The 23,285-nt window shown below is 71.0% G+C and carries 31 protein-coding genes; 16 read left to right on the top strand and 15 right to left on the bottom strand.

All coding sequences use genetic code 11. From position 1 onward, the window contains the following. Positions 1-2: 2 nt before the first annotated feature. From BLA60_RS31865 to aroA, 4 genes are all read right to left on the bottom strand, one after another. Positions 3-356, bottom strand: coding sequence for a YciI family protein (locus BLA60_RS31865; protein WP_075136739.1), 354 nt, complete (start codon positions 354-356; stop codon positions 3-5). A gap of 147 nt (positions 357-503) precedes the next feature. Next, positions 504-1,334 (bottom strand): SCO4651 family lipoprotein, encoded by an 831-nt coding sequence (locus BLA60_RS31860; protein ID WP_075136738.1) that lies wholly within the window; start codon positions 1,332-1,334, stop codon positions 504-506. Positions 1,335-1,400: 66 nt separating this feature from the next. Continuing rightward, positions 1,401-2,426 carry a ribosome small subunit-dependent GTPase A gene (rsgA, locus tag BLA60_RS31855; protein ID WP_075136766.1) on the bottom strand — a complete coding sequence of 342 codons (1,026 nt, stop codon included), beginning with the start codon at positions 2,424-2,426 and terminating at the stop codon, positions 1,401-1,403. Beyond that, positions 2,423-3,727: a 3-phosphoshikimate 1-carboxyvinyltransferase gene (aroA, locus tag BLA60_RS31850; RefSeq protein ID WP_075136737.1), complete on the bottom strand. Its 1,305-nt coding sequence runs from the start codon at positions 3,725-3,727 to the stop codon at positions 2,423-2,425. The genes rsgA and aroA overlap by 4 nt, the downstream gene beginning before the upstream one ends. 93 nt (positions 3,728-3,820) lie before the next feature. Between aroA and BLA60_RS31845 the strand changes: the two genes are divergently transcribed. From BLA60_RS31845 to BLA60_RS31825, 5 genes are all read left to right on the top strand, one after another. Next, positions 3,821-4,582 carry an SOS response-associated peptidase gene (locus tag BLA60_RS31845; protein ID WP_075136736.1) on the top strand — a complete coding sequence of 254 codons (762 nt, stop codon included), beginning with the start codon at positions 3,821-3,823 and terminating at the stop codon, positions 4,580-4,582. After that, complete coding sequence (locus BLA60_RS31840) at positions 4,579-5,190, top strand: alpha/beta hydrolase family protein (protein ID WP_075136735.1); 612 nt, start codon at positions 4,579-4,581, stop codon at positions 5,188-5,190. Before BLA60_RS31845 ends, BLA60_RS31840 begins: the two co-directional genes overlap by 4 nt. Before the next feature lie 116 nt (positions 5,191-5,306). Beyond that, positions 5,307-5,957, top strand: coding sequence for a sigma-70 family RNA polymerase sigma factor (locus BLA60_RS31835; RefSeq protein ID WP_075136734.1), 651 nt, complete (start codon positions 5,307-5,309; stop codon positions 5,955-5,957). After that, a complete protein-coding gene (gene rsrA, locus BLA60_RS31830; RefSeq protein ID WP_075136733.1) occupies positions 5,954-6,223 on the top strand; it encodes a mycothiol system anti-sigma-R factor in 270 nt (89 codons plus the stop codon). Before BLA60_RS31835 ends, rsrA begins: the two co-directional genes overlap by 4 nt. 147 nt (positions 6,224-6,370) lie before the next feature. After that, positions 6,371-7,876, top strand: a complete 1,506-nt coding sequence (locus tag BLA60_RS31825; protein ID WP_075136732.1) for a sensor histidine kinase — start codon at positions 6,371-6,373, stop codon at positions 7,874-7,876. A 116-nt stretch (positions 7,877-7,992) separates the two neighbouring features. Here the strand turns inward: BLA60_RS31825 and BLA60_RS31820 are convergent, their stop codons facing one another. Further along, entirely contained in the window at positions 7,993-8,247 is a 255-nt protein-coding gene (locus tag BLA60_RS31820) for a WhiB family transcriptional regulator (RefSeq protein WP_075136731.1), read from the bottom strand. A 241-nt stretch (positions 8,248-8,488) separates the two neighbouring features. After that, a complete protein-coding gene (locus tag BLA60_RS31815) occupies positions 8,489-9,427 on the bottom strand; it encodes a diacylglycerol/lipid kinase family protein (protein ID WP_075136764.1) in 939 nt (312 codons plus the stop codon). Positions 9,428-9,527: 100 nt separating this feature from the next. Here BLA60_RS31815 and BLA60_RS31810 point away from each other — a divergent pair, with 100 nt between their 5' ends. The 7 genes from BLA60_RS31810 (at position 9,528) to BLA60_RS31780 (ending at position 13,583) form a co-directional block, all read left to right on the top strand. Further along, entirely contained in the window at positions 9,528-9,956 is a 429-nt protein-coding gene (locus BLA60_RS31810; RefSeq protein ID WP_084735497.1) for a hypothetical protein, read from the top strand. 112 nt (positions 9,957-10,068) lie between these two features. Then, entirely contained in the window at positions 10,069-10,800 is a 732-nt protein-coding gene (locus tag BLA60_RS31805; protein ID WP_075136730.1) for a S1 family peptidase, read from the top strand. Between the two features lie 115 nt (positions 10,801-10,915). After that, complete coding sequence (locus tag BLA60_RS31800; protein ID WP_075136729.1) at positions 10,916-11,380, top strand: YbaB/EbfC family nucleoid-associated protein; 465 nt, start codon at positions 10,916-10,918, stop codon at positions 11,378-11,380. 18 nt (positions 11,381-11,398) lie between these two features. Next, complete coding sequence (locus BLA60_RS31795; RefSeq protein ID WP_075136728.1) at positions 11,399-11,719, top strand: type VII secretion target; 321 nt, start codon at positions 11,399-11,401, stop codon at positions 11,717-11,719. Then, entirely contained in the window at positions 11,716-12,417 is a 702-nt protein-coding gene (locus BLA60_RS31790) for a WXG100 family type VII secretion target (RefSeq protein WP_075136727.1), read from the top strand. The genes BLA60_RS31795 and BLA60_RS31790 overlap by 4 nt, the downstream gene beginning before the upstream one ends. 6 nt (positions 12,418-12,423) lie before the next feature. Further along, the gene (locus BLA60_RS31785; protein WP_084735493.1) at positions 12,424-13,065 is read left to right on the top strand and encodes a hypothetical protein; all 642 of its coding nucleotides are present in this window, start codon (positions 12,424-12,426) and stop codon (positions 13,063-13,065) included. After that, entirely contained in the window at positions 13,065-13,583 is a 519-nt protein-coding gene (locus BLA60_RS31780; protein ID WP_075136726.1) for a hypothetical protein, read from the top strand. The genes BLA60_RS31785 and BLA60_RS31780 overlap by 1 nt, the downstream gene beginning before the upstream one ends. Here the strand turns inward: BLA60_RS31780 and BLA60_RS31775 are convergent. From BLA60_RS31775 to BLA60_RS31745, 7 genes are read right to left on the bottom strand one after another with little or no spacing between them, the layout of a single operon-like run. After that, a complete protein-coding gene (locus tag BLA60_RS31775) occupies positions 13,580-13,771 on the bottom strand; it encodes a hypothetical protein (protein WP_075136725.1) in 192 nt (63 codons plus the stop codon). The genes BLA60_RS31780 and BLA60_RS31775 overlap by 4 nt on opposite strands. A 28-nt stretch (positions 13,772-13,799) precedes the next feature. After that, entirely contained in the window at positions 13,800-14,084 is a 285-nt protein-coding gene (locus tag BLA60_RS31770) for a hypothetical protein (protein WP_075136724.1), read from the bottom strand. 41 nt (positions 14,085-14,125) lie between these two features. After that, positions 14,126-14,899 carry an inositol monophosphatase family protein gene (locus BLA60_RS31765; protein WP_075136723.1) on the bottom strand — a complete coding sequence of 258 codons (774 nt, stop codon included), beginning with the start codon at positions 14,897-14,899 and terminating at the stop codon, positions 14,126-14,128. Next, positions 14,893-15,234, bottom strand: coding sequence for a hypothetical protein (locus BLA60_RS31760; RefSeq protein ID WP_075136722.1), 342 nt, complete (start codon positions 15,232-15,234; stop codon positions 14,893-14,895). The genes BLA60_RS31765 and BLA60_RS31760 overlap by 7 nt, the downstream gene beginning before the upstream one ends. Positions 15,235-15,276: 42 nt before the next feature. After that, a complete protein-coding gene (locus BLA60_RS31755; RefSeq protein WP_075136721.1) occupies positions 15,277-15,648 on the bottom strand; it encodes a hypothetical protein in 372 nt (123 codons plus the stop codon). 25 nt (positions 15,649-15,673) lie between these two features. After that, the gene (locus BLA60_RS31750) at positions 15,674-16,168 is read right to left on the bottom strand and encodes a GNAT family N-acetyltransferase (RefSeq protein ID WP_075136720.1); all 495 of its coding nucleotides are present in this window, start codon (positions 16,166-16,168) and stop codon (positions 15,674-15,676) included. A 10-nt stretch (positions 16,169-16,178) separates the two neighbouring features. Further along, entirely contained in the window at positions 16,179-16,772 is a 594-nt protein-coding gene (locus BLA60_RS31745) for a histidine phosphatase family protein (protein WP_075136719.1), read from the bottom strand. Positions 16,773-16,872: 100 nt separating this feature from the next. Here BLA60_RS31745 and BLA60_RS31740 point away from each other — a divergent pair, with 100 nt between their 5' ends. Then, positions 16,873-17,277 (top strand): DUF3224 domain-containing protein, encoded by a 405-nt coding sequence (locus BLA60_RS31740; protein WP_075136718.1) that lies wholly within the window; start codon positions 16,873-16,875, stop codon positions 17,275-17,277. Between the two features lie 300 nt (positions 17,278-17,577). Here BLA60_RS31740 and sodN read toward each other — a convergent pair whose 3' ends face one another. Beyond that, entirely contained in the window at positions 17,578-17,985 is a 408-nt protein-coding gene (gene sodN, locus BLA60_RS31735; protein WP_075136717.1) for a superoxide dismutase, Ni, read from the bottom strand. Positions 17,986-18,073: 88 nt separating this feature from the next. On the opposite strand from sodN, the gene BLA60_RS31730 reads away from it, so the two are divergent. Next, a complete protein-coding gene (locus BLA60_RS31730) occupies positions 18,074-18,412 on the top strand; it encodes a S24/S26 family peptidase (protein WP_075136716.1) in 339 nt (112 codons plus the stop codon). Here the strand turns inward: BLA60_RS31730 and BLA60_RS31725 are convergent. Continuing rightward, a complete protein-coding gene (locus tag BLA60_RS31725; RefSeq protein WP_075136715.1) occupies positions 18,389-19,000 on the bottom strand; it encodes a dTDP-4-dehydrorhamnose 3,5-epimerase family protein in 612 nt (203 codons plus the stop codon). The genes BLA60_RS31730 and BLA60_RS31725 overlap by 24 nt on opposite strands. 220 nt (positions 19,001-19,220) lie before the next feature. On the opposite strand from BLA60_RS31725, the gene BLA60_RS31720 reads away from it, so the two are divergent. Together BLA60_RS31720 and BLA60_RS31715 are read left to right on the top strand one after the other, a co-directional pair. Continuing rightward, positions 19,221-20,420 (top strand): NAD(P)-dependent malic enzyme, encoded by a 1,200-nt coding sequence (locus BLA60_RS31720; protein ID WP_075136714.1) that lies wholly within the window; start codon positions 19,221-19,223, stop codon positions 20,418-20,420. Positions 20,421-20,688: 268 nt separating this feature from the next. Then, positions 20,689-23,205: a sensor domain-containing protein gene (locus tag BLA60_RS31715; RefSeq protein ID WP_342744793.1), complete on the top strand. Its 2,517-nt coding sequence runs from the start codon at positions 20,689-20,691 to the stop codon at positions 23,203-23,205. Positions 23,206-23,285: the final 80 nt, after the last annotated feature.

The raw sequence follows: 23,285 nt of genomic DNA, 5'->3' as shown, positions 1-23,285 counted from the left end.
GCTCAGCGTCCCGAGTCGTCGGCGAACGGGCGCACCTCGATCGGCTCCCCACAGGCCAACGCGGCCTTGTTCGCCCAGCCAAGCGCCTGGTCCAGGTCGGCGCACTCGATCACCCAGAACCCGCCGAGCTGCTCCTTGGTCTCGGCGAACGGGCCGTCGGTGATCGTGGTGGTGCCGTTGCCCGGCCGCACCAGCGTGGTGGCGTGCGAGGGGCGCAGCCCGCCGACGAACACCCACGTGCCGGCGGCCTTCATCTCGTGGGTGACCCGGCCGGTCCTGGCCATCTGGGCCTGCACCTCCTCCTCGGTGTGCTGGGAGGTCTCGTCGTACTGGACCGCGAGCAGGTACCGCGCCATGGTGAACTCCTTCGTCGGTGTGACCGGCCCGCTGCCGGTCTCCCTACTCTGGCTACGAACGGGCCCGGCGTCATTCGACATCACCCGGGAGAAAAAACACGACGCCCCCGCCGAACCCGGCGGGGGCGTCGTCGCGCTGGTACCCGGTCACATACCGGGCATCTCCGCGATCTGGTCCTCGGACGGCGCGGTGACCTCCACCGGCTCGCCCCAGTTCGTGTAGTCCATCTGGAACGTGGACTCGATGGCCTCACCGGAGGCCGGGTTGGACATGGCCATCGTCATGGTCATGCGCACCGGCAGCTGGTCCTCGTTCACCCACAGCTCGACCGGCAGCTCCGTGACGTCCATCATCTCCATGGCCTTCTTGGCCTCGGGGTCGCTCTGCTGCTCGGCCATCTTCTTGGCGTCCAGCACGATGGAGTAGTGCGTGGTCTGCTCGCCGTTCAGCTCGACCTGCTCCTCGGCGGTGATCTCGCCGGCGTCCTTCATCTGCTCCAGCGACGCGCGCGGGTCGGCGTTCTTGCGCATCTCGTCGAAGGTGCTGCCCAGGGACTTGGACATCGCGTCGTCGCCGTTGGGGTCGATCTTGATCCAGGACTTGCCCGGCTCCAGCTCCTGGGGCATCTCGATGTACATGATGCCCTCGGCGAAGACCATGCTGATGCTGCCCTGGCCGGGGATCTCCATGTCCATGGTCATCTTGATGTCGTCGGCGCTGAACTCGACGTCACCCTCGGCGTTGATCTCCTGACCGGCCGCCTCGGCCGCCAGCGTCATGTGCGCCGAGTTCTTCTCGGTGGTCTTCTCACCGATCTGCTGGGTCAGCGCGGCGAGGTTGGTCGCCGCCTCCTTGCTGCCCCCGTCGCCGGAACCGCCACCGGTACCGGACCCGGTGCCCGGCACGCTGTTGCTGCCGCAGGCTCCCAGCGTCACGGCCAACGCTAAGGCGGACAGCCCCGCTGTCAGCTTGCGCATCCCTGAATCACCCCTAAGTTCGATTGGTCCGGACAGAGCCTAACCTCCGGTCGTCCGACCTACAGGCTAATCGGCGTATTCGTCCAGCCGGGCACGGGAGGACAACAGTCGGCGCAACGACTCGAGACGCCCGGGTGAGGCCTGCCCCTCGGCGGTGACCACGTCCAGCATGCACTCCGGGTCCTCCGGCGGCCCCAGGTGACCGCAGTGCGGCGGGCACTCCTCGGCCGGCTCGACGAACTCGTCGAACGCCGCCACGATGTCGCCCGGTTCGATGTGCGCCAGGCCGAACGAGCGGATACCGGGGGTGTCGACCACCCAGCCACCGCCCGGCAGCGGCAGCGCCACCGCCGTGGTGGAGGTGTGCCGGCCCTTGCCGACCGCGCTCACCGCCGACACCGCGCGGTCCGCGTCGGGCACCAGCTTGTTGACCAAAGTGGACTTCCCGACACCGGAATGGCCCACCAGCGCGGAAACCTGGTTGGCCAGCCGCTCGCGGACCTCGTCGGGCTCGCGGTCGCTGCGGGTCACCAGCACCGGCAGGGCCAGCTCCGCGTACGCGGCGACGATCTCGTCGGGCGAGGCGAGATCGGACTTCGTCAGGCACAGCAACGGTTTCAACCCGCCGGCGTAGGCGGCGACCAGGCAGCGGTCGATGAACCCCGTGCGCGGCGGGGGATCGGCCAGCGCGCACACGATCAGCAGCTGCTGCGCGTTGGCCACCACGACCCGCTCGTAGGGGTCGTTGTCGTCGGCGGTGCGCCGCAGCACGCTGGACCGGTCGGCCACCCGCACCACCCGCGCCAGCGTGTCCGGGCGCCCGGAGGTGTCGCCGACCAGGTCGACCAGGTCACCGACGACGATCGGCGTGCGGCCAAGCTCCCGGGCGCGCATCGCCACCACCTGCTGGTCGGGGCGGCCGTCCAGCGCACAGGTCCACCGGCCCCGGTCCACGCCCACGACCATCGCCGCGCGCGCGTCGGCGTGCTCGGGGCGGCGTTTGCTGCGGGGGCGGGTGCCCTTGCCGGGACGCACCCGGACGTCCGACTCGTCGAGTCGTGCCCAGTCCGGGGCCCGCCCGCGCCGGCTCACGACGTGCCGCCCGTCCCCTCCGGCCCGGGTGTTGCTGATGTCCCGCCGACGATCCGCCGCCACATCGCCGGGAAGTCCGGCAGGGTCTTGGCGGTGGTGGCGATGTCGTCGACCTCGACACCGGGCACCACCAGGCCGACGATCGCGCCGGCGGTGGCCATCCGGTGGTCGGCGTAGGCGCGCCAGGCGCCGCCGTGCAGGGCGGCCGGCTCGATCGCCAGGCCGTCGTCGGTCTCGGTGGCCACACCGCCCAGGCCGTTGATCTCGGCGGCCAACGCGGCGAGCCGGTCGGTCTCGTGCCCGCGCAGGTGGGCGATGCCCCGCAGCACCGACGGCCCGGCGGCCAGCGCCGCCATCGCGGCCACCGTCGGCGTCAGCTCACCCACGTCGTGCAGGTCGATGTCCAGGCCCGTCAGCCGGTCGGGGCCGGTGACCGTCAACCCACGGGTGTCCCTGGTCACGGTCGCGCCCATCCGTTCGGCGATCTCGCCGATGGCGTCCCCCGGCTGGGTGGTGCGCTCCGGCCAGCCGGTGACGGTGACCGTACCGCCGGTGACGGCGGCGGCCGCCAGGAACGGCGTCGCGTTGGACAGGTCCGGCTCGACCGCCCACTCCCGCGCGCCGATCGGGCCGGGCGCCACCCGCCAGGTGTTCGGCTCGCTGTCGTCGACCTCGACACCGGCCTCGCGCAGCATGGCCACCGTCATGTCGATGTGCGGCAGCGAGGGCACCGGCTTGCCGTCGTGGTGCACGGTCAGGCCCCGGTCGTAGCCGGCGCCGGCCAGCAGCAGCCCGGAGACGAACTGGGAGGACGCCGACGCGTCGATGGTCACCGCGCCACCGGGCACACGTCCCCGGCCACGCAGGGTGAACGGCAGGGCGTCGCCGTCGACGTCGGCGCCCAGCGCCCGCAACGCGCCCAGGACCGTGCCCATCGGCCGCTGCCGGGCCCTCGGGTCACCGTCGAAGGCGACCTCGCCGTCGGCCAGCGCCGCGGCCGGCGGCACGAACCGCATGACGGTGCCGGCCAGCCCGCAGTCCACCGTCGCCGGCCCGGACAGACCCTGGTGCGGCTCGACCTTCACGGTCGTGCCGTCGACGGTCACCGTCAGGCCCAGCGCCGTCAGCGCGTCGACCATCAGGTCGGTGTCGCGGCTGCGCAGCGCGCCGGTCAGCGTGCCACCGCCCTCGCTGAGCGCGGCCAGCACGAGCGCGCGGTTGGTGATGGACTTGGAGCCGGGCACGGCCACGGTGGCGTGCACGGGTCCGGTCGCGGTCGGCGCGGGCCAGGGCTGGGTCATACCCGTGATCCTCCCGCATCACGGCCCCGTCGGTGCAGACTGTCGGTAGGACGTGTCACGATCGCCCACCCGTTCAAGGAGGTGCGCCCGACCATGTGTGGCAGGTACTCGGCGTCGAAGGACCCGGCGCGGCTGGCCGCCGAGTTCGACGCCCTGGACGCCACCGACGGCCACGCGCCGCCGGCCGACCACAACGTGGCGCCCACCAAGGACGTGGTGGCCGTCGTCCAGCGCCACCCCCGCGACGAGCACGGCACGCCCGACCCGTCGACCACCGTGCGCAGCCTGCGGGTGATGCGCTGGGGCCTGATCCCGCCGTGGGCCAAGGACCGCTCGATGGGCGCCCGCATGATCAACGCCCGGTCCGAGTCGGCCGCCACCAGCCGCGCGTTCAAGTCCTCGCTGGCCCGCCGCCGCTGCCTGCTGCCGGCCGACGGCTGGTACGAGTGGCGCCGCGAGGGCAGACACAAGCAGCCGTTCTTCATGACCCCGCCCGACGGTCACAGCCTGGCCATGGCCGGCCTGTGGACCACCTGGCGTGACCCACGGGCGCCCGAGGATGCCCCGCCGGTGGTCAGCGCCGCCGTACTGACCACCGAGGCGCTGGGCCAGCTCGCCGAGGTCCACGACCGGATGCCGCTGCTGATGACCCCGGAGCACTGGGCGGCGTGGCTGGACCCGGACGTCGAGGACCCGGGGGAGCTGCTGGTCTCGCCGCCGCTGGAGCTGATCGGCTCGCTGGAGCTGCGCCCGGTGTCCAGCCGGGTCAACAGCGTCCGCAACAACGGCCCCGACCTGGTCGAGCGCGCCGAGCCGGTGGTGGCGCTGGACGAGCCGACCCTGTTCGACCAATGACCGCGATGGAGATCGACACCCCGCACGGCCCGGCCAGGGCGCAGCTGCACTGCGCCGAACAGGGCCGCGCCGGGCTGCTGCTCGGCCACGGCGCCGGCGGCGGTGTCGGCGCCCCCGACCTGGTGGCCGCCACCCGGGGCGCGCAGGCCGCCGGGGTGCACGTCGCCCTGGTCGAGCAGCCCTACCGGGTCGCCGGGCGCCGCGCGCCGGCCCCGGCCGGCCAGCTGGACACCGCGTGGCTGGCGGTCGCCGAGGTGCTGTCGCGGGAGTGGTTCGACGACCTGCCGCTGGTGTTCGGCGGGCGCTCGTCGGGCGCGCGCGTGGCCTGCCGCACGGCCGCCGACGGGCAGGCGGTGGCCGTCCTGTGCCTGGCGTTCCCGGTGCACCCGCCGGGCAAACCGGACCGCACGCGGATGCCGGAGCTGGACGCGGTGACCGTGCCGACACTGGTCGTGCAGGGCAGGTCGGACCCGTTCGGCATGCCTGACCAGGGCCATCACCGGGAGATCGTGGTCTTCCCCGGCGACCACTCGCTGCGCCGCGACGCCGACGGCATCGGCCGCACCGTCGAGGAGTGGCTGGGCCGCATCCTGCGTCCGCTGGACTGACGGCCGGGAATGTGCGGTGACCAGCCGTCGTTCCTACAGGTGTGCCAGCTGACGTGCTCACCAAGCCCCGCCGCGTATCCTCGGTGATGTCCCATCCGATGGTGGGACGGTTCCAAATGGAAGGGAGCACGGTGCCACGCACCGATACCCACCCCGACGCCGACGTCGACGCGGTCGAGACGGAGGAGCAGCGCGCTGAGCGGTTCGAACGGGATGCCATGCCGTTGCTGGACCAGCTCTACGCCGCCGCCCTGCGGATGACCCGTAACCCGGCCGACGCCGAGGACCTGGTCCAGGAGACCTATCTGAAGGCCTACGCCGCGTTCGCGTCCTTCTCCAAGGGCACGAACCTCAAGGCGTGGCTGTACCGGATCCTCACCAACACCTACATCAACGGCTACCGCAAGAAGCAGCGCCAGCCGCAGCAGTCGCCGACCGAGGAGATCACCGACTGGCAGCTCGCGCAGGCCGAGAGCCACACCTCCAGCGGCCTGCGTTCGGCCGAGATCGAGGCGATGGACCGGTTGCCGGACAATGATGTGAAGGAAGCGTTGCAGCAGTTGCCGGAGGACTTCCGGCTCGCCGTGTACCTCGCCGATGTCGAGGGCTTCGCCTACAAGGAGATCGCGGAGATCATGCACACGCCGATCGGCACGGTGATGTCCCGGCTGCACCGTGGCCGCCGGCAGCTGCGCGACCTGTTGGCCGGGGTCGCGCGGGACCGGGGGTTCCTGCGTTCGTCCGAGCACGAGGTGACCGGGTCATGAGCTGCGGCGAACCACACGAGACGGACTGTTCGGAGGTCCTGGAGGAGGTCTGGCTCTTCCTCGACCACGAGTGCGACCAGGGCCGCCGTGAGCTGCTGGAGAAGCATCTCGACGAGTGCAGCCCGTGCCTGGAGCAGTTCGGCATCGAGGAGCACCTGAAGGTCCTGCTCAGGAGCAAGTGCGGCGGCGAACACGCCCCCGAAACCCTCAAGCAGCGCCTGAGGGACAAGATCCGGCAGGCTGCTCCGCCTCCCCGAACTTCCTGAGTGTTGGTCGCGCTGGGCATTGTTGGTGCGGTTGGGTGGATGGTTGGTGGCTGGGTTGCTTCACGTTCCCCTGAGGTTGCGCTGAGTAGCGCCGGACTTGTGTGCACAGAAACAGGTCGGAAACACATGCGTGGCAGGATCGGTTAGGTGTCGACGCTCTCCGACCTGCTTGCCGAGCACACCAAGCTCTCCGGTGGTGAGGTCGACCACCTGCAGATGGTGGTCGCCGAGTGGCAGCTGCTGTCCGACCTGTCCTTCGCCGACCTGCTGATGTGGGTGCCGATCGGCGAGCCGCCGACTCCCGCGCAGACCGAGGCCGAGTACCTGTGCGTCGCCCAGGCCAGGGCCACCACCGCGCCGACCGCGCATCCCGAGGACGTGGTCGGCAGCATCCAGCAGGTGGCCGACCAGCCGCAGCTGCGCCGGGCGATGGAGGAGCGGCGGATCTGCCGCGAGGAGGACCCGCGCTGGTTCCACGGCGTCCCGGTCCGCCGCGAGGTCATCCCGGTGACCTTCGACGACAAGGTCGTCGCCGTGCTGTCGCGGGAGACCGACCTGGCCGTGCCGAGGGTCCCCAGCTCGCTGGAGATCGCCTATCTGGGCATCGCCGCCGACCTGTGCCAGATGGTCGCCGACGGCACCTTCCCCACCTCCGAACCGGCCGCCGACGTGCACACCAGCCCCCGCGTCGGCGACGGGCTGATCCGCCTGGACACCTCCGGCGCCGTGGTCTTCGCCTCGCCCAACGCCCAGTCCGCCTACCACCGCATGGGCCACCCGGCCGAGCTCGTCGGGGTCCGGCTCGCCCCGCTGACCAGGGGTTTGATCGCCGACCCGTTCGACGCGACGGAGATCGCCCAGCGGATCCTGGCGGCCCTGGACGGCCAGCCGAGCATGCGCGCCGAGGCCGAGTCCCACCGGGGCGCCGGGGTGCTGTTCCGCGCGCTGCCGCTGCGGCCGGGGGGCAAGGCGGCCGGCGCGCTGGTGCTGGTGCGTGACGTCACCGAGGTCCGCCGCCGGGACCGGGCGCTGATGTCCAAGGACGCGACGATCCGGGAGATCCACCACCGGGTGAAGAACAACCTGCAGACCGTGGCGGCGCTGCTGCGGTTGCAGTCGCGGCGTACGGCGAGCCCGGAGGCGCGGGCGGCGCTGGCCGAGTCGGTGCGCCGGGTCGCGGCGATCGCCATGGTGCACGAGGCGCTGTCGACCTCGGTGGACGAGAAGGTCGACCTGAACTCGTTGGTGGACAAGGTGATCCCGGTCGTCGGGGACGTCGCGGTCGCCGAGAACCACGTGCGGGTGCGGCGGACCGGGCAGTTCGGTGTGGTGGCCGCGGAGGTGGCCACGCCGCTGGTGATGGTGCTCACCGAGTTGGTGCAGAACGCGATCGAGCACGCCTACCCGTCGGGGGTGAGCGGCGAGGTGGAGGTCTCCGCCGAGCGCACCGCCCGCTGGCTGGACGTGGTGGTGTCCGACGACGGGCGGGGTCTGCCGAAGGGTTTCTCGTTGGAGCGGTCCAACGGTCTCGGGCTCCAGATCGTGCGGACCCTGGTCGAGTCGGAACTGCGCGGATCGCTTTCCATGCGGAACCGGCCGCGCGGGGGAACGGAAGCGGTGTTGCGCGTTCCGCTCTCCCACCGCCGGCAGTGACCTGCGCTGTCGATAATCCGGAAATCCGGAAACACGAAGGCCCGGTTCCCTGCGATCAGGATCCGGGCCTTTCGGCGTCTTGCTAAATTTTCAGGCGTTACAGTTCAGGCTGAGAATCAGGCGTTGCTGCCAGTCCGCGTACGAGCGTTGCGCCGCTTGAGCGCACGACGCTCGTCCTCACTCATTCCGCCCCACACGCCCGCGTCCTGGCCACTTTGCAGGGCCCACGTCAGGCAGTTGGAAGCGACGGTGCAACGGTGACAAACGGCCTTCGCCTGGGCGACCTGCAGTATGGCAGGACCGCTGGTTCCCACGGGGAAGAACAGCTCGGGGTCCTCGTCACGGCAGGCCGCGCGGTGGCGCCAGTCCATTTCTACGTGCTCCTCGCTTTGGGCGCGTTCGGAAGCGCCTCAGTCGTCATCCGGTCGTTTGGGGTGCTTGTGAATGCTTTCACGAACCAGCCGAATGTCAAGGGTTCTTCATCGGCCAGTGCGTGAACTCACCCGAAAGATCGACGTCAGAGGCCTATCCGGACGGAGTGTAACGATTAGGTCACGTCTACATCTCGCCCCTCAAGTGCCTCCCCGGCGCCTTCCGGGGTCGCCGGAGGGACTACCCAGCGACGGCGAGGGCATGCCTCACGGACGTGACTTTCACGCAGGTCCGCTCGCCGATGAGATCACCGTCACACTGCACCCGGACCGGCTCGGCACTGGTGATCGTCAGCTCAGGGACGTCGTCGCGGCGGAACAACTTCCTGCCGTGCTGCTCACCCGTCCGGCTGACCGCCTGCCGAAGGTGCCTGGCTACTGTCGGTAGCCGCAGGCTCTGGAGGGCGAACACGCCGAGGCCCCCGTCGAACCCACAACCCCGGTTCAGATGAATCGGCCGGGCCCCCAGATAGGTCCACGGATCGGTGTTGGACACGAACGCCAGCCGCAACCCGGTCACCGGCTCCTCGCCAGGAATCGACACCGTCAGCTGAGGTTTCCCGTGCTTGGGACGCAGGTACTGGAACAGCGCCATGCGCATGTAGAGCGCCGGGCTCGCCTTCTTCCCCCGCTTGCGGTCCACCTCGGCCACCACGTCGGCGTCCAGGCCGACCCCGGCGGAGAAGGTGAACCAGCGCGCCGGGTCGCCGGCCCGGTCCGAGGTCATCCGCCCGAGCCCTACTCTGCGTGACCGGCCGTCGGCCAGGGCGTGCAGCAGTTGGTGGGTCGCCTCGACCGGATGGCGCGGCAGGCCCAGCGAGCGGGCGAAGACGTTGGCCGAGCCGCCGGGCACGATCCCCAGCATCGGCACCGTCGGCCCGACGCCGTGCGTGAGCAGGCCGTTGACCACCTCGTTGACCGTGCCGTCGCCGCCGTGCGCGACGACCAGGTCGACGCCGTCGGTCGCCGCCTGGGCGGCCGCGGCCAGCGCGTGGCCCCGGTAGTCGGTCTCCAGGATCTCCAGCTTGGTCAGCTGGCTGGCCAGTGCGTGCGCCAGCACGTCCCGCCCGGCCGCGGTGGTCGCGGTCGCCTTCGGGTTCACCACCAGCACAGCACGCATGACGGCAGGGTAGGCGAGCCGGCCGGGGTGCCGGGCTACCATCCAGTCGAACCTCACACCCCGGACGAATCACAGCCGGACGACCCACGAAGGACCACGCGTGCGCATCGCCTCCGACGCCCCGGTCACCGTCCGAGGTGCCGGTGCCCTGGTCGGGCTCCAGGGTCTGGCCGGGCTCGGGTTCGCGGTGGCCCTGCTGGTCCGGGCGCTGGGCGGCGCGTCGACCGAGGGCAACAACATCTACGGCGAGGCCGCCTACTTCGGCGTGATCGGCGCGGCCGTGGTGGCCGTCGGGATGGCGCTGGTGCTGGGCAAGCACTGGGCGCGCAGCCCGGCCGTGGTCGTCGAACTGCTGCTGCTGGGTGTCGCCTGGTACGCCGCCGGCCCGTCCGGCCGGCCCGAGTTCGGGGTTCCGATCGGGCTGGTGTGCGCGCTCGTGCTGTACCTGCTGTTCACCAACCGGTCCCGGGAATGGTCCTTCGGTGAGGACTCCGACGAGGGTTCCGGCAGCGAGACCGGCACCCGGTAGTTCGGATTTCCGACTAACGGCGGGTAGTGGATCTACCTCGATCGAGTGACCCTGAAAGGGTTCCTTGTCCCTGCTTCGCGATGCTTTCCGTCGCGACTACGAGGAGATTCGCATGCGTTTCGCACGTGTCGGGGCGGCCTTCCTTGGTGCGGCGGCGGCCGTGCTGGGCCTGGTGACCACATCGGCCTCGGCCGACGAACCACCAACGGTCGGGCCGACGATCATCGACGGCGACTTCGCCGACAACGCGCCGTGGGCGGCGCGCCTTTTCGTCAACGGCCAGGAGAACTGCTCGGCGACCATCATCGCGCCGACCTGGATCCTGACCGCCGAACACTGCGTCGCCGGCGGCGGCACGGTGTCGTTCAACATCGGCAGCCTCGACCAGACCCAGGGCGAGTCCGCCACCGCGATCAACATCCACACCCACGACTCCGCCGACCTCGCGCTCGCCGAACTGGACCACCCGGTCGACGCGACCTACTCGCCGCTGGGCACCGCCGACGCGGTGGCCGTCGGCCAGACCGTCCAGGTCTACGGCTGGGGCGCGACCTGCACCGACCAGCCCGAGATCAACTGCCAGTCGCAGTACCTCAAGGTCGCCGACGTCGGTGTCTCCTCGACGACCTGCTCGGACTACCGGGGCGGCGTCGCGGTGTGCGCCAACCGGATCGACGGCATCACCGCCGGCGGCGACTCCGGCGGCCCGATGTTCGCCACCAGCCCCGTCGACGGCGGCTACTACCAGGTCGGCGTGGCCTCCACGAGCGACCGGCAGACCTTCACCGCCTACGGCAACGTCACCCAGTACCGCGACTGGATCGCCAGCATCGCGGGCGTGTAACGGGATTCGACGCGGGGCCGACGGACCGTCGGCCCCGCGTCGCACGTTCGCACATGCCACGTTTCCCGGGATTTCCCTGGCCCTGCCGGGGGATCGTCCCCATAGTCTTTCCGCCATGGACGGGAAGATCCTCGACCCGGATGGCGCGCGCGACCATCTGGCCTCGTGGAAGGGCCGCATCGACCGGATGGCCCAGGACACCGAGGCGATGAGCCAGCGCCTGCGGGAGTTACGCGTCACCGCCAGCGACCCCAACGGGCTGAGCCAGGTCTCGGTCGACTCGACCGGCGCGCTGGTCGACCTGCGGCTGACCGACCGGATCGCCCAGGTCCCCCCGGACGAGGTGGCGCGCGCGATCATGACGACCCTCGGCCAGGCGCGCAACACCCTCGCCGACCGGTCCCAGCAGATCATCGCCGACACCGTCGGCACCGAGTCGCCGGCCGCCCGCGCGATCGCCTCCAGCGTCGACACCCACCTGCGCCGCGACCTCGCCCCCGCACCCAAGTCGCCGCGCGGCGGCGCCAGCGCGACCAGCAACGACGACGGCTACGACGTCAGCTCCGACCTGTGGCGGTGACGAAATGGGGGTGACAGTGTGAGCGACCAGTTCACGGTCGAGATCGAACAACTGCGCACCCACGCGCAGAACGTGCAGGCGGTGCGCCAGCGCTTCGACGCCGTACGCGGCGCCAGCGCCGGCATCGCCCAGAACGACCAGGCCTACGGGCTGCTGTGCGGGTGGATCTCCTCGGTGCTGGAAGGCCGGCACCGCAGGCAGGACGAGCTGATCGGCTACGTCGCCGAGAACCTCGACCTGGTCACCCAGGAACTGGAGTCGACCGCGGACGCCTACGACACCGTCGACAACGACAGTGCCGACCGCCTGGACAGGATCGGTGCGGTGGAGCGGAGATGAGCGACGGTTCCCTGGTCGCCCCCGTCGAGTCGACCCGCGACCCGTGGACCGGGTCCAGCCTCGCCGACGGCATCGAGGACCTCGTCGAGGCGATCAAGAGCGAGAACTGGGTCACCGGCGCGCTGGCCGGCGCCGGCCTGGCCGTCGAGGGCGCCGCGACGGTGATGGACCCGTTCAGCGCGCTGCTGGCCAACGGCCTCGGCTGGGCGATGGAGTACTTCGACCCGCTGCGCGAGGCCCTCGACGAACTGACCGGCATCCCCGACGTGGTCCGCGCGCACGCCGCGACCTGGAACAACATGGCCCGCGAGCTGCAGGCCATGTCCCAGGACCTCGGCACCCACCTTGGCAACGACCTGCCGGGGTGGACCGGCGGCGCCGCCGAGTCCTACCGCTCGCTGATGGCCAACAACGTCGACGCGCTCGGCGGCCTGGCGGCGGTGTCGGCCGGGATGGCCGCGGCCACCGAGGGCGCCGGCGGCCTGGTCGAGATGACCCGCGAGATCGTCCGCGACCTGATCGCCGACCTGGTCGCCAGGGTGATCGTGTGGGCGGTGGAGGCGCTGCTCGTGGTCACCATCCCGGTGATCGCCGCGCAGATCGTCGCGGCGGTCACCAAGTGGGCGGGCCGCGTCCTGAACTACACGACGTCGCTGGTCGAGAGCATCACCAACCTTTCCCTGCTGCTGGACGGATAGCGCGCCATGACCCCAAGACCACGACGTCCGGGCGGCGACTCCGGTCACGGGCGGCCCTCCCGGCGTTCCGGCGACGTCGACGCGTCGTCGAGCATCGCCACCGCCCAGCGCACCACCGGCGACATCGCCGCCCGGGGCCGTCCCGGTGGCTCCGGCGGAACGGGCGGCACCACGGGGTCCGGCGACCAGACCACCGGCGAGACGTCGAGCCGCCCCGAGTGGTTGACCCAACGGCTGGAGGAGGGCAACGAGTTCAACCGCCGCCGCGAGCCGTACTACGAGGCCGAGGGTGGCGCCAACGAGGTGCACGTCGAGCCGAGGTCAGACAAGGGCCAGTACCCGAGGGTGGACTCCTACGTGCCGGGCGAGCAGATCGTCAGCCGCAAGTACACGCAGCTGGCTGATGTGCGGGAAAGCACCGCGGTCGGTTATCTGCGGGAACTTGCCAACACCTATGGCCCCGGTACCATCGTCGCCGACACCCCCTCCAACCGACGCGACCTGGGCGACGACGCCATTGGCCTGCCGATGGACGGGGACATGGTTCTCGAGGTCCCCGTGCAGAATGGTGCGGTGCCGCCGGCAGTTCTCGCCGAAGCGCGACGCCTGGGTATCATCATCCGGGACGAGAACGGACACACGTACTGATGGTCGACTACTGCTTCAAATGGAACTACGCGGACAACCTCCCCGGTGAACCGCTCACCGCCGACGAGGCGGCCACCCGCGACGCGGCCGGCGAGGAGTACACGGCGATCATGCCGCCGCGCGCCGGCACGACGTCTCCGGTGCTGGTCACGCCGGTGTGGAAGTCCGGTGTCGTCGCCGTCACGTTCCTCGACGACCCCGGCCGCAAGGCGACCGAGTACACGTTCATGCGCAAGACCGACGAGAGCCTTTTCCTGGCCAGGGTCAGTATGTGGACCTACGCCACCGACGAACCCGGCCTGCGCCTGTCGGACGCGACCACCAACGAAACCGTCACCTATCGCGAGGACGGTTACGTGAAAAGGCTCGTGAAGAACAAGGTCGAACATTTCCAGGAAACCGTCGAGTACAACGACGTGCCGATCGACACGAACTGGGAACCCATTCCCACGTTCGGTGACTACCGCTCGATCGCCCGTTTCGAACGCGGCGAGCAGATCACCAACCGCGTTCCCTAACGGCGGGCGTGCAGCCGCAGTTTGTGACCGCAGCCCCGGCAGTTCCGGGTGAACGCCTGGATGAGCGCCACGCCGCCGACGGTGGCGATGTTGGCCAGCAGCTTGCCCTGCCGGCGCCCCAGTTCGCCGACCGCCGAGTTGGTGCAGCGCTTGCAGTTGCCGCAGCCGGTGAGCACCCGTTTGGCCACAGTCCCTCCCCAGATCCCTCCTTCCACCCTACCGTTCGAGCCAGCGCGTCCAGGTCCTTCTGGTGATCGTCCGCCCTGGATCGGCGGACACGTCCAGCACGAACCGCGCGCGCAGCACGACGAGCGGATCGTCGTCGCCGGTGAGGGCGGTGACCGGCTCGCGCAGCCCGAGGTCGATGACGTGGCGCGCCAACAGGGCGTAGGCCCAGTCCTTGCACCGGTAGGGCCGCCGCAGCGCGGTGAGGACCAGCTCGACGGCGTCGGTCCCGGCGTCGTCCTGGTCGATCAGACCGAACATCCACGAGGTCCCCATGCGCGCAGCATCGCACGCCGATTCCCTGGTCGGCGCCACATTTACCGCCAGTGGCGTCGCACCAGACCGGCCAGCGCGCGGTGGGTGACCCGGTCGGCGGCGGCGATCAGCCCCTCGACGCCCGTGTGCACCTCGCCGCCGGCGAGGTTGGTCACCACGGCGCCCGCCGCCTGGCACAGGGCGATGCCGCTGGCGAAGTGGACGCTGTCGCGCAGCCGGCCGTCGGTGACGTAGCCGGCGCGTCGCCCGGCCGTCACCCAGGCCAGCGCCACCGAGGAGGACACCACCCGGGGCCGCCACGGCCCGGCGAACGCGTCGTCGGTCAGCAGCGTCGCCACCCGGAAGTCCGCGCCGTTGGGGAACGGCGGATCCAGGTTCAGGTCCACGAGCCGGTCCCCGGCGGCGGGTGCGAGCCGCCGCTCCCCGAGGTACGCGCCGGTGCCGTCGGTCCAGAAGACCTCACCGGACAGCGGATCCGCCGACGCCGCCGCCGTGACCCGGTCCCCGTCGCGCAACGCGACGTTGACCGCGACGAGCGGGGTGTTCGCGGCGAAGTTCAGCGTGCCGCACAGCGGGTCGACCAGCCAGGTGCGGGTGCCGCGGCCGGCGGCGCCGTACTCCTCGCCGAGGACCGCGTCGCCGGGCCGTTGCGCGCGCAGGACCTCGCGGACGGCCCGTTCGGCGGCCAGGTCGGCCTCGGTGGCGAAGTCGCCGCCGCCCTTGTCGACCCGGTCGAGCGGGGTGCCGTAGCGGCGCCGGATCTCCTCGCCGGCCGCCAGGGCCGCGCGGATCGCGACCTCCGCGTCGGTCACCACCCGGGGACCGACCTGTGGTCCCGGCTGACCATGCCGACCTTCGCGCGGTGTGCCAGCGTCTGGGCGACGTGGGTACCGAGGGGCAGGTCGGGCCACTTCCGCCACCGCTTGGGTGCCTTGGCGTACAGCCTGTTCTCCGTGTGTTCGGCGAGCTCCGGGTCGACCGCGCCGAGCGCCGAGGCGAACACCTGGTGCTCCCGGTGCCGGTTGGCGCGCCGGGGAAAGCGTTTGCTGCGCCGGACGTTGCGTCGGGAGCTCTTGTCGTTCTCGCCGTAGGCGTTACGCCGGTCCCGCGCGTAGCTCAGCGCCTTCTTCTCCTGCGGTGTCCTGCGCATGCCCCGAAGGTTATGGCTCGCGGGGTCAGGGCCGCGACGGGTTTACCGCCACCTGCCCGGCACCGACTGTCCACGTCGGACACGTCGGTCCAGGTGCTCCGGGTTGATCATGCCGATCTCCACGCGGCGCTCCAGCCTGCCGGTGACGAAGGTCCCGAGGGGCTGGTCCGGCCACTTCCGCCACCGCCGGGGCCGCGCGGCATTCAGCCTGTTCTCCGCGCGTTCGGCCAGCTCGGTGTCGACCGCGCCGAGCGCCGAGGTGAACACCTGGTGCTCCCGGTGCCGGTCGGCGCGCCGGGGAAAGCGCTTGCGCCGCCGGATGGTGCGCCGGGCGCCCTTGTTGTTCTGGAGGTAGCTCCTGCGCCGGTCCCGCGCGTAGCTCAGCGCCTTCTTCTCCTGCGGTGTCCTGCGCATGCCCCGAAGGTTATGGCTCCCGGGGTCAGGGCCGCGACGGATTTACCGCCAGCTGGTCGAGGGCGTCGCCGGTGACGCGGTAGACGGTCCAGTCGTCCATCGGGACGGCGCCCAGGGAGTGGTAGAAGCCGATGGCGGGTTCGTTCCAGTCGAGGACCCACCACTGGAGCCGGGTGTAGCCCTGTTGAACGCATTCCTGGGCCAGGGCGCCGAGCAGGGCCCGACCCAGCCCGCCGCCGCGCGCGGTGGGCCGGACGTAGAGGTCCTCCAGGTAGATGCCGTGCTCACCGTCCCACGTGGAGTAGTTGAGGAACCACAGTGCGCAGCCGACGACCTCCCCACCGGCCTCGGCGACGTGCGCGAACAGGGCGGGGCGGGGCCCGAACAGCGCGCGGTGCAACTGCTCGGCGGTGAGGTGGCACTGCTCGGGGGCGCGTTCGTACTCGGCAAGCTCGTACACGAGCCCGACCATGGCCTCCACATCGGACTCGACGGCTCGGCGGACGCGGGCGTCGGACATGCCCGCGATTCTACTGGTCGAGGGCCGGCGGAACGTTCAGTCGGGTGATCCGCGGGGTGCCCCGCTCGTCGCCGAGGACGGTCAGGGAGGCCGCGTCGAGTGCGAAGTGGACACCGGCGGTGGCGGCGAGCCCGAGCCAGGTGGCGACCACGACGCGGCTGAAATGCCCGTGCCCCACCAGGATGACGTCCCCGTCGTCGAGCGCGGCCCTGGCGCGCGCGACCACCCGGGCCGCCCGCGCCTCGACGTCGTGGGCGGACTCCCCGCCCGGACTGGGGTGTGTCCAGACCGTCCACTGGGGAACGGTCTCCCGGATCTGGGGGGTCGAGAGGCCCTCGTACTCACCGTAGTTCCACTCGGCCAGCTCCTCGGTGACCAGGTCGGCGGTGAGCCCGGCGAGTTCGGCCGTGCGCAGCGCCCGCACGCGGGGGCTGCTGGCGACCAGCGCGGGTCGTCGCGCGCCCCGCAGGTGGCCGAGGAGCCGGCCCGCGTCCCCGGCCCGGCGCTCGCCGGTGGGGGTGAGGGGCAGGTCGGTGTAGCTCGTGTGCCGGCCGGTGCGTGACCACTCGGTCTCCCCGTGCCGCAACAGGTACAGCGCCGTCATGCCCACCCCTTCTGACTACCGTCAGGTAGGTTAACCGCCGCCGCGCCGCGCCGCTCGCCGTGCGCCGAAACTGTCGGTGCCCGCCGCTACCGTCGCCCTCATGAGAGCAGCCGGAACCTTCACGGTCGTCACCTTCGACCCCACCGACGTAACCCCCACCCCACCCGTGACGACGGCCCTCCCCGTCGGAGTGTCCACAATGGAGAAGACGTACACCGGCGAGGTCGACGGCCGCTCGTCGACGTTGTTCACGGCGGCCTTCGACCACACCACCGGCGCCGGCACCTACGTCGCCATGGAATCGTTCGACGGCACCCTCGCCGGCCGCCGGGGAACCTTCAACTTCGCCCACTCCGCCAGCACCACCGGCACCAACCGCGAAGGCGACTTCTTCGTCATCGTCCCCGCCAGCGGCACCGCCGACCTCGCGGGCCTGTCCGGCACCGGCGGCATCACCATCACCGAGGACGGCACCCACCACATCTGGTTCGACTTCGACCTGTAGAACCGTGGAACGGCGCCGACCTCCGGACCGGGGAATCGCGGATTCGCTGTTGACGCTCGTCAACGCCCTGTGAACGCACTCGCCGCGATGTCCAGCGGCAAGGACGGCTGAGTGTGGCACGCAAGGTTTACCACGGTGATCCCGACGCACCGGCCCCGAAACTCAATCATGGCCGTGCACTCAGATCCGAGGCATCCACCGAGCTGGAGATCGGCGGCCTGAATCCCACCGTTCGACGTCGGTGAACGCGAAACGGCGTCGACCGTGGACAGTCGACGCCGTTTCGTGAAAGGCCGGGGTTCAGGCCTTCTTGGTCTCCCAGAAGATCTTGTCGATCTCGGCGATCAGGTCGAGGAGGCGCTGGCCGGAGGCCGGGTCCATGGAGCCCTTGGTGCCGGCGGCGCCGGCGGCCTTGGTGGCCTGGTTGACCAGCTCGTGCAGCTGCGGGTACTTCTCGAAGTGCGGCGGCTTGAAGTAGTCGGTCCACAGGACCCACAGGTGGTGCTTGACGAGTTCGCTGCGCTGCTCGGCGATCAGGATCGCGCGGGTGCGGAACTCCGGGTCCTCGTTGTCCTGGTACTTCTGCTGGATGGCCTTGACCGACTCCGCCTCGATGCGGGCCTGCGCCGGGTCGTACACGCCGCAGGGGAGGTCGCAGTGTGCGGTCGCCTCCAGGCGTGGGCCGAGAATGCGCGACAGGAGTCGCATCTTTCCTCCTGAGATCCTGAACAGGTTGACGCTCCGACCGTTCGGACCTTACTACCGGCATGCTGGGGCTTCATGACGGAGGTGATCGTTGGCACGTGAGTCCAACCCGCTCGGTCGGCTGCCGTTGCGCCGGATCCGTGTGCGGGGGCCGTCGATGGCACCGACCCTGCGTGACGGCGACGTCGTGGTCGCCCGGCGGGGGGTCGCCCGGGCCGGTGATGTCGTGGTGGTGACGTGGCCGCAGCGGCCCGGGCAGCTGTCGATCAAGCGTGCTGTCCGGGCCGACGGCGAGCGCTGGTTCGTCGTCGGGGACAACGACCTGGCCTCGACCGACTCGCGAGAGTTGGGGCCGGCGGTGGTGCACGGGGTCGTGCTGTGTCGGGCCTGGCCCCGGCCGGGGCGGCTAGTCGGCGGCGGCGGCGCGTAGCCGCTGGTAGTGGGCCAGGCAGTCCTCGTACGACGGGAGCAGGCCGGAGTCGCGGGCCTGTGCGAGGCCGGGTGCGTCACGGTCCTTGTCGGACAGCACGGCCTCGATCTCGGCCGGCCACGGGATGCCCAGGTCGGGGTCCAGCGGGTTGAGGCCGTGTTCGGCGCCCGGGTTGTAACCGGTCGAACACAGGTACGAGATCACCGTGTCGTCCTCGAGGGCCATGATGCCGTGGCCAAGGCCCTCCGCGACGTACACCGCGCGGAAGTCGACCGGATCGAGGCGGACCACGTCGACGGCGCCGAACGTGGGCGAGCCGACCCGCAGGTCGACGACCACGTCGAGCAGCGCGCCCTGCGGGCAGTACACGTACTTCCCCTGGCCAGGCGGCACGTCGGCGAAGTGCAGGCCGCGGATCACGCCGCGTCGGGACCTGCTGTGGTTGGTCTGCGCCAGCCGCAGCGGGTGGCCCACCGCCTTGACGAAGTCCTCCTCCTGGAAGGGGCACACGAAAAGCCCACGATCGTCCGGGAACACCCTGGGGGTGAACTCGAACGCGCCAGGTACCGCCAGTTCCCGAACGTCCATGTGACGCACAGTACTTGCCCCACCCGACCCCTTGTGGACGCGGACCTGCCACACTGTGAGACACCGCAGCGTCCGCGGTCGCACGCCAACATTCCCGCGCGCGGCCGATCGGCCGGCACACGAAAACGCGTCGATGCCACCCCGATCGTCGCTCGATTGTGCCGAGATCCGGCGGGGCTACCTTTTCGCGATCCCCGCTTCGGCCCGTTGGAGGGACGCAATGACCACCGTGAACGATCCGCTCGTGCACTCCGATCTGAACACCCCGGTCACCGACGAGGAGATCTTCGAGGCCCACGAGGGCGGCAAGCTCGACCTGGCGGCCACCCGCCCGATCGCCGACGCGCGCACGCTCTCGATCGTCTACACGCCCGGCGTCGCCAAGGTGAGCCTGGCGATCGCCGAGGACCCCGAGGCGGCGAAGAGGTACACCTGGACCAACCGGCTGGTCGCCGTGGTCAGCGACGGCACCGCCGTGCTCGGCCTGGGCGACATCGGCCCGCGTGCCGCGCTGCCGGTGATGGAGGGCAAGTCCGCCCTGTTCAAGACCTTCGGCGGGCTCAACTCGATCCCGCTGGTGCTGGACACCACCGACGTCGACGAGATCGTCGAGACGCTGGTGCGGCTGCGTCCCTCGTTCGGGGCGGTGAACCTGGAGGACGTGGCGGCGCCGCGCTGCTTCGAGCTGGAGCGCCGGCTGATCGAGGCGCTGGACTGCCCGGTCATGCACGACGACCAGCACGGCACCGCGATCATCCTGCTGGCCGCGCTGCGCGGGGCGAACGCCGTTCTCGACCGGCCGATCGAGAACGAGCGGGTGGTGATCGCGGGGGCCGGCGCGTCCGGCATCGCGTGCGCGAACTTCCTGCTCTCCGCCGGTGCCGGTGAGGTCACCGTGCTCGACTCGCGCGGCATCATCCACGCCGGTCGTGACGGGCTGAACCCGGTGAAGGCCGAGCTGGCGACGCGGACCAACACCTCCGGTCTGCGCGGCGGCCTGGCCGAGGCGCTCCAGGGCGCCGACGTGTTCGTCGGCCTGTCCGGTTCGACCGTGCCGGAGGAGCTGATCGCCACGATGGCGCCGGAGTCGATCGTGTTCGCGCTGTCGAACCCGACGCCGGAGATTCACCCCGAGGTGGCCGCCCGGCATGCCTCGATCGTGGCGACCGGTCGCAGTGACTTCCCCAACCAGATCAACAACTCGCTGGCGTTCCCGGGTGTTTTCCGGGGTGCGCTGGACGCGGGTGCCCGGCGGATCACCGAGCGGATGAAGCTGGCCGCGGCCGAGGCGATCTTCCAGGTGGCGTCCGAGGACCTGGCGCCCGACCACATCGTGCCCTCCGGGGTCGACCCGAGGGTCGCGCCCGAGGTCGCCACGGCGGTCGCGAAGGCGGCGGCCGAGGACGGGGTGACCGGCTGATCCGGTTTCACCGGGTCACGAAAGCGTCACCCACGACGCCGAAATCACGGATATCACGGTCTCGGGGAGCGGTTCCGTCGCTGGTCACGGGCCAGTGGATGATTCCAGACTGGCGACGGAACCACGCACCGACCAATTTCGATTAATCCCCGGGGTACCCTGTGCTCCGGCGGGAATGATCGGCGGCTGCCCTCGACCCGCCGGCTGCGGGCGAGAGGAAGGCGCGGTGGCCGAGCATGTCCTGCGCGCCGGCCTACACCCAGGGGGTGTGACCGGCGGGTTAGACGCACCCGCGGTGACGCTCGCCTCGCAGCGGCCCCGGGTCGAAACCGTCGTGTCCGACGGTCCCCGCTCGTTACGGCTGTCCGACGCCGAGGACATCGCCCAGCTCGGCGTGTGGAGCATCGATCTGGCCGCCGGCCACGTCTACATCTCCGACGGCATGCGCCGGCTGTGCGGGATGTCCAGCGAGACGACCGTGTCCGAGGCGATCGACCTGGTCCACCCCGACGACCGGGCCGCGCTCGACCTGTTCCGCACCCGGATCTTCGCCCCGCCGGACGACTCGCGCAGCGAGGTCGAGGTGCGCAGCGTCACCGGCGACCGGACCTTCCAGGTCAGGGCCCGCACCGAGTACGACGCCGCCGGCGTGGTGGTGCGCGTGCACGGCACCATCCAGGACGTCACCAGCTCACGCGAGCTGGAGCGGCGCGCCCTGCACGACCGCCGGCTGTTCGTCGACGCCCAGCGCGTCGCCCGGCTCGGTACCTGGGAGTGGGACACCCAGACAGGTGAGTGCGTGTGGTCGACGATGCTCTACGAGCTGTTCGGCATCGAGCCGGGCTCGCCGATCACCTTCACCGACTACCTGAGCCTGGTCCACCCCGAGGACCGCGGCTGGTTGGAGGCCCGCTGGCGCCGGCTGGCCAGCGATGGCCAGCCGGTCGAGATCGAGCACCGGGCCGTGCTGCCCGACGGCACCCGCCGGGTGTTCCGCTGCCGGGGCGTCCTGCGCGACGCCCAGCACCCGCACGTCCTGATCGGCACCGCCCAGGACGTCACCGAGCAGCGTTCGACCGAGACCCGGATGCTGCGCTCCAGCCAGCGCTTCACCGACCTGGTGGCCATCGCCCCGGTCGGCATCGCCCTGTTCGACGACGACGAGCGCCTGGTCGACGCGAACGAGGCGCTGTGCCGGCTGCTGGAGATGGACCTCGACCGGCTGCGCGGCACCGAGGCGGCCGACCTGGCCCACCCCACCGACCGCGCGCACCCGCTGCTGACCACCGCAGAGCGGCTCGGCCGCAACGGCGACCTGCGGGTCGGTCAGCGGATGCTGGCGACCGCGTCCGGCAAGGCGGTGTACTGCGAGCTGAGCGTCACCGGCTCGGTGGCCGACGACGGCCAGCGGTACTGGCTGGTGGTGTTCTCCGACGTCACCGACCGTCGCCGCACGGCCGAGCGGTTGCGCTACCAGGCGACCCACGATGAGCTGACGGGATTACCCGGCCGGGTCGCGGTGAACGAGCTGCTCGGTCAGCTGCTCGGCGGCCCGGAGGCGGACAGTGTCGCGGTCCTGTTCTGCGACGTCGACAACTTCAAACGGGTGAACGACTCCCTGGGCCACGACGTCGGCGACGAGCTGATCATCGCCCTGGCCAGGCGCCTGGAGCGCGGGCTGCCGCCCTGCTGCACGCCGGCGCGGATGTCGGGCGACGAGTACGTGGTGATCTGCTCGGACGCCACCGAGGTCGACGGGGTCGAGGCGCTGGCCAACCGGGTGGCGCGCCTGCTGCGCACGGCCGTCCCGGTGCGCGGCCAGCTGCTGCGGGTCTCGGCGACGATCGGCGCCGCGGTGCCCAGCGGACCGGACACCTCGGCCGCCGACCTGCTGCGGTTCGCCGACGCGGCCATGTTCCACGCCAAGCGCCAGGGCACCGGCCGGGTGGCGCTGGCCAGCGCCGAGCTGATCCACACCGCCAACAGCCAGATGCTGCTGGAGGGCCAGCTGCGCGACGCCATCGCCAACGACGGCCTGGTCCTGCACTACCAGCCGGTGGTCGGCCCGGACGGCTCGATCCTGTCGGCCGAGGCGCTGGTGCGCTGGCCGCACCCGGAGCGCGGGCTGCTCGGGCCGGGCGAGTTCCTGCCGGTCGCCGAGCAGGGCGACCTGTTGCGTGAGCTGGACCGGTGGGTGCTGCGCACGGCGCTGTGCGAGGCGTCGACCTGGTCGATGCTGGCCGGCAACGTCATCGGCGGCGGCCCCGGCGTCGCGGTGAACCTGGCGGGGCTGGTGCCCGGCGACCCGGAGTTCGTCGAGATCGTGTCGGCGGCGGTGGCCGAGGCCGGCATCGAGTGGGACCGGGTGGTGCTGGAGCTGGTGGAGACCAGCCTGATCGACCTGCCGTCGCGCTCGCGCGCGGCGATGGCCGAGCTGGCCGACCGGGGCGTGCGGTTCGCCGTCGACGACTTCGGCACCGGGTACTCGTCGCTGTCGCGGCTCAAGGAGCTGCCGGCGCAGATCATCAAGATCGACCGCGCGTTCGTGTCCGGCGTGGCGACCGAGGCGGCCGACTTCGCCGTGGTCCGCGCGCTGGTCGACATGGCGCGCGCGATGGGCCGGGCGTGTGTGGCCGAGGGCGTGGAGCTGGAGTCCCAGTTCCACGTGCTGCGCAGCTTCGGTGTCGAGGCCTACCAGGGCTGGCTGCTGTCCCAGCCGTTGCCGGCGCCGGAGTTCCACGAGCTGATGCGCCGGGGTCCGGTGGCCATTCCGAGCGGGTCCTGATCTCTCGGTGAAGTGTGCGGATAATCTCGACTTGGCAACAAATGCGGCAAACGGGTTAGGGTGTTGATCCGAACGGGCGC

It is taken from the genome of Actinophytocola xinjiangensis (assembly GCF_001921215.1).
GTDB classification, from domain to species: Bacteria; Actinomycetota; Actinomycetes; order Mycobacteriales; family Pseudonocardiaceae; genus Actinophytocola; species Actinophytocola xinjiangensis.
The sequence above is the reverse complement of the archived record's forward strand: the minus strand, read 5'-3'. Positions and strand labels throughout refer to the sequence as shown.

Coding starts and splice junctions, on each gene's coding strand:
- BLA60_RS31865 (WP_075136739.1), bottom strand. CDS start 356: ATGGCGCGGTACCTGCTCGCGGTCCAGTACGACGAGACCTCCCAGCAC.
- BLA60_RS31860 (WP_075136738.1), bottom strand. CDS start 1,334: ATGCGCAAGCTGACAGCGGGGCTGTCCGCCTTAGCGTTGGCCGTGACG.
- aroA (WP_075136737.1), bottom strand. CDS start 3,727: ATGACCCAGCCCTGGCCCGCGCCGACCGCGACCGGACCCGTGCACGCC.
- BLA60_RS31845 (WP_075136736.1), top strand. CDS start 3,821: ATGTGTGGCAGGTACTCGGCGTCGAAGGACCCGGCGCGGCTGGCCGCC.
- BLA60_RS31840 (WP_075136735.1), top strand. CDS start 4,579: ATGACCGCGATGGAGATCGACACCCCGCACGGCCCGGCCAGGGCGCAG.
- BLA60_RS31835 (WP_075136734.1), top strand. CDS start 5,307: ATGGAAGGGAGCACGGTGCCACGCACCGATACCCACCCCGACGCCGAC.
- rsrA (WP_075136733.1), top strand. CDS start 5,954: ATGAGCTGCGGCGAACCACACGAGACGGACTGTTCGGAGGTCCTGGAG.
- BLA60_RS31820 (WP_075136731.1), bottom strand. CDS start 8,247: ATGGACTGGCGCCACCGCGCGGCCTGCCGTGACGAGGACCCCGAGCTG.
- BLA60_RS31815 (WP_075136764.1), bottom strand. CDS start 9,427: ATGCGTGCTGTGCTGGTGGTGAACCCGAAGGCGACCGCGACCACCGCG.
- BLA60_RS31805 (WP_075136730.1), top strand. CDS start 10,069: ATGCGTTTCGCACGTGTCGGGGCGGCCTTCCTTGGTGCGGCGGCGGCC.
- BLA60_RS31800 (WP_075136729.1), top strand. CDS start 10,916: ATGGACGGGAAGATCCTCGACCCGGATGGCGCGCGCGACCATCTGGCC.
- BLA60_RS31790 (WP_075136727.1), top strand. CDS start 11,716: ATGAGCGACGGTTCCCTGGTCGCCCCCGTCGAGTCGACCCGCGACCCG.
- BLA60_RS31785 (WP_084735493.1), top strand. CDS start 12,424: ATGACCCCAAGACCACGACGTCCGGGCGGCGACTCCGGTCACGGGCGG.
- BLA60_RS31780 (WP_075136726.1), top strand. CDS start 13,065: ATGGTCGACTACTGCTTCAAATGGAACTACGCGGACAACCTCCCCGGT.
- BLA60_RS31770 (WP_075136724.1), bottom strand. CDS start 14,084: ATGGGGACCTCGTGGATGTTCGGTCTGATCGACCAGGACGACGCCGGG.
- BLA60_RS31760 (WP_075136722.1), bottom strand. CDS start 15,234: ATGCGCAGGACACCGCAGGAGAAGAAGGCGCTGAGCTACGCGCGGGAC.
- BLA60_RS31755 (WP_075136721.1), bottom strand. CDS start 15,648: ATGCGCAGGACACCGCAGGAGAAGAAGGCGCTGAGCTACGCGCGGGAC.
- BLA60_RS31750 (WP_075136720.1), bottom strand. CDS start 16,168: ATGTCCGACGCCCGCGTCCGCCGAGCCGTCGAGTCCGATGTGGAGGCC.
- BLA60_RS31745 (WP_075136719.1), bottom strand. CDS start 16,772: ATGACGGCGCTGTACCTGTTGCGGCACGGGGAGACCGAGTGGTCACGC.
- BLA60_RS31740 (WP_075136718.1), top strand. CDS start 16,873: ATGAGAGCAGCCGGAACCTTCACGGTCGTCACCTTCGACCCCACCGAC.
- sodN (WP_075136717.1), bottom strand. CDS start 17,985: ATGCGACTCCTGTCGCGCATTCTCGGCCCACGCCTGGAGGCGACCGCA.
- BLA60_RS31725 (WP_075136715.1), bottom strand. CDS start 19,000: ATGGACGTTCGGGAACTGGCGGTACCTGGCGCGTTCGAGTTCACCCCC.
- BLA60_RS31720 (WP_075136714.1), top strand. CDS start 19,221: ATGACCACCGTGAACGATCCGCTCGTGCACTCCGATCTGAACACCCCG.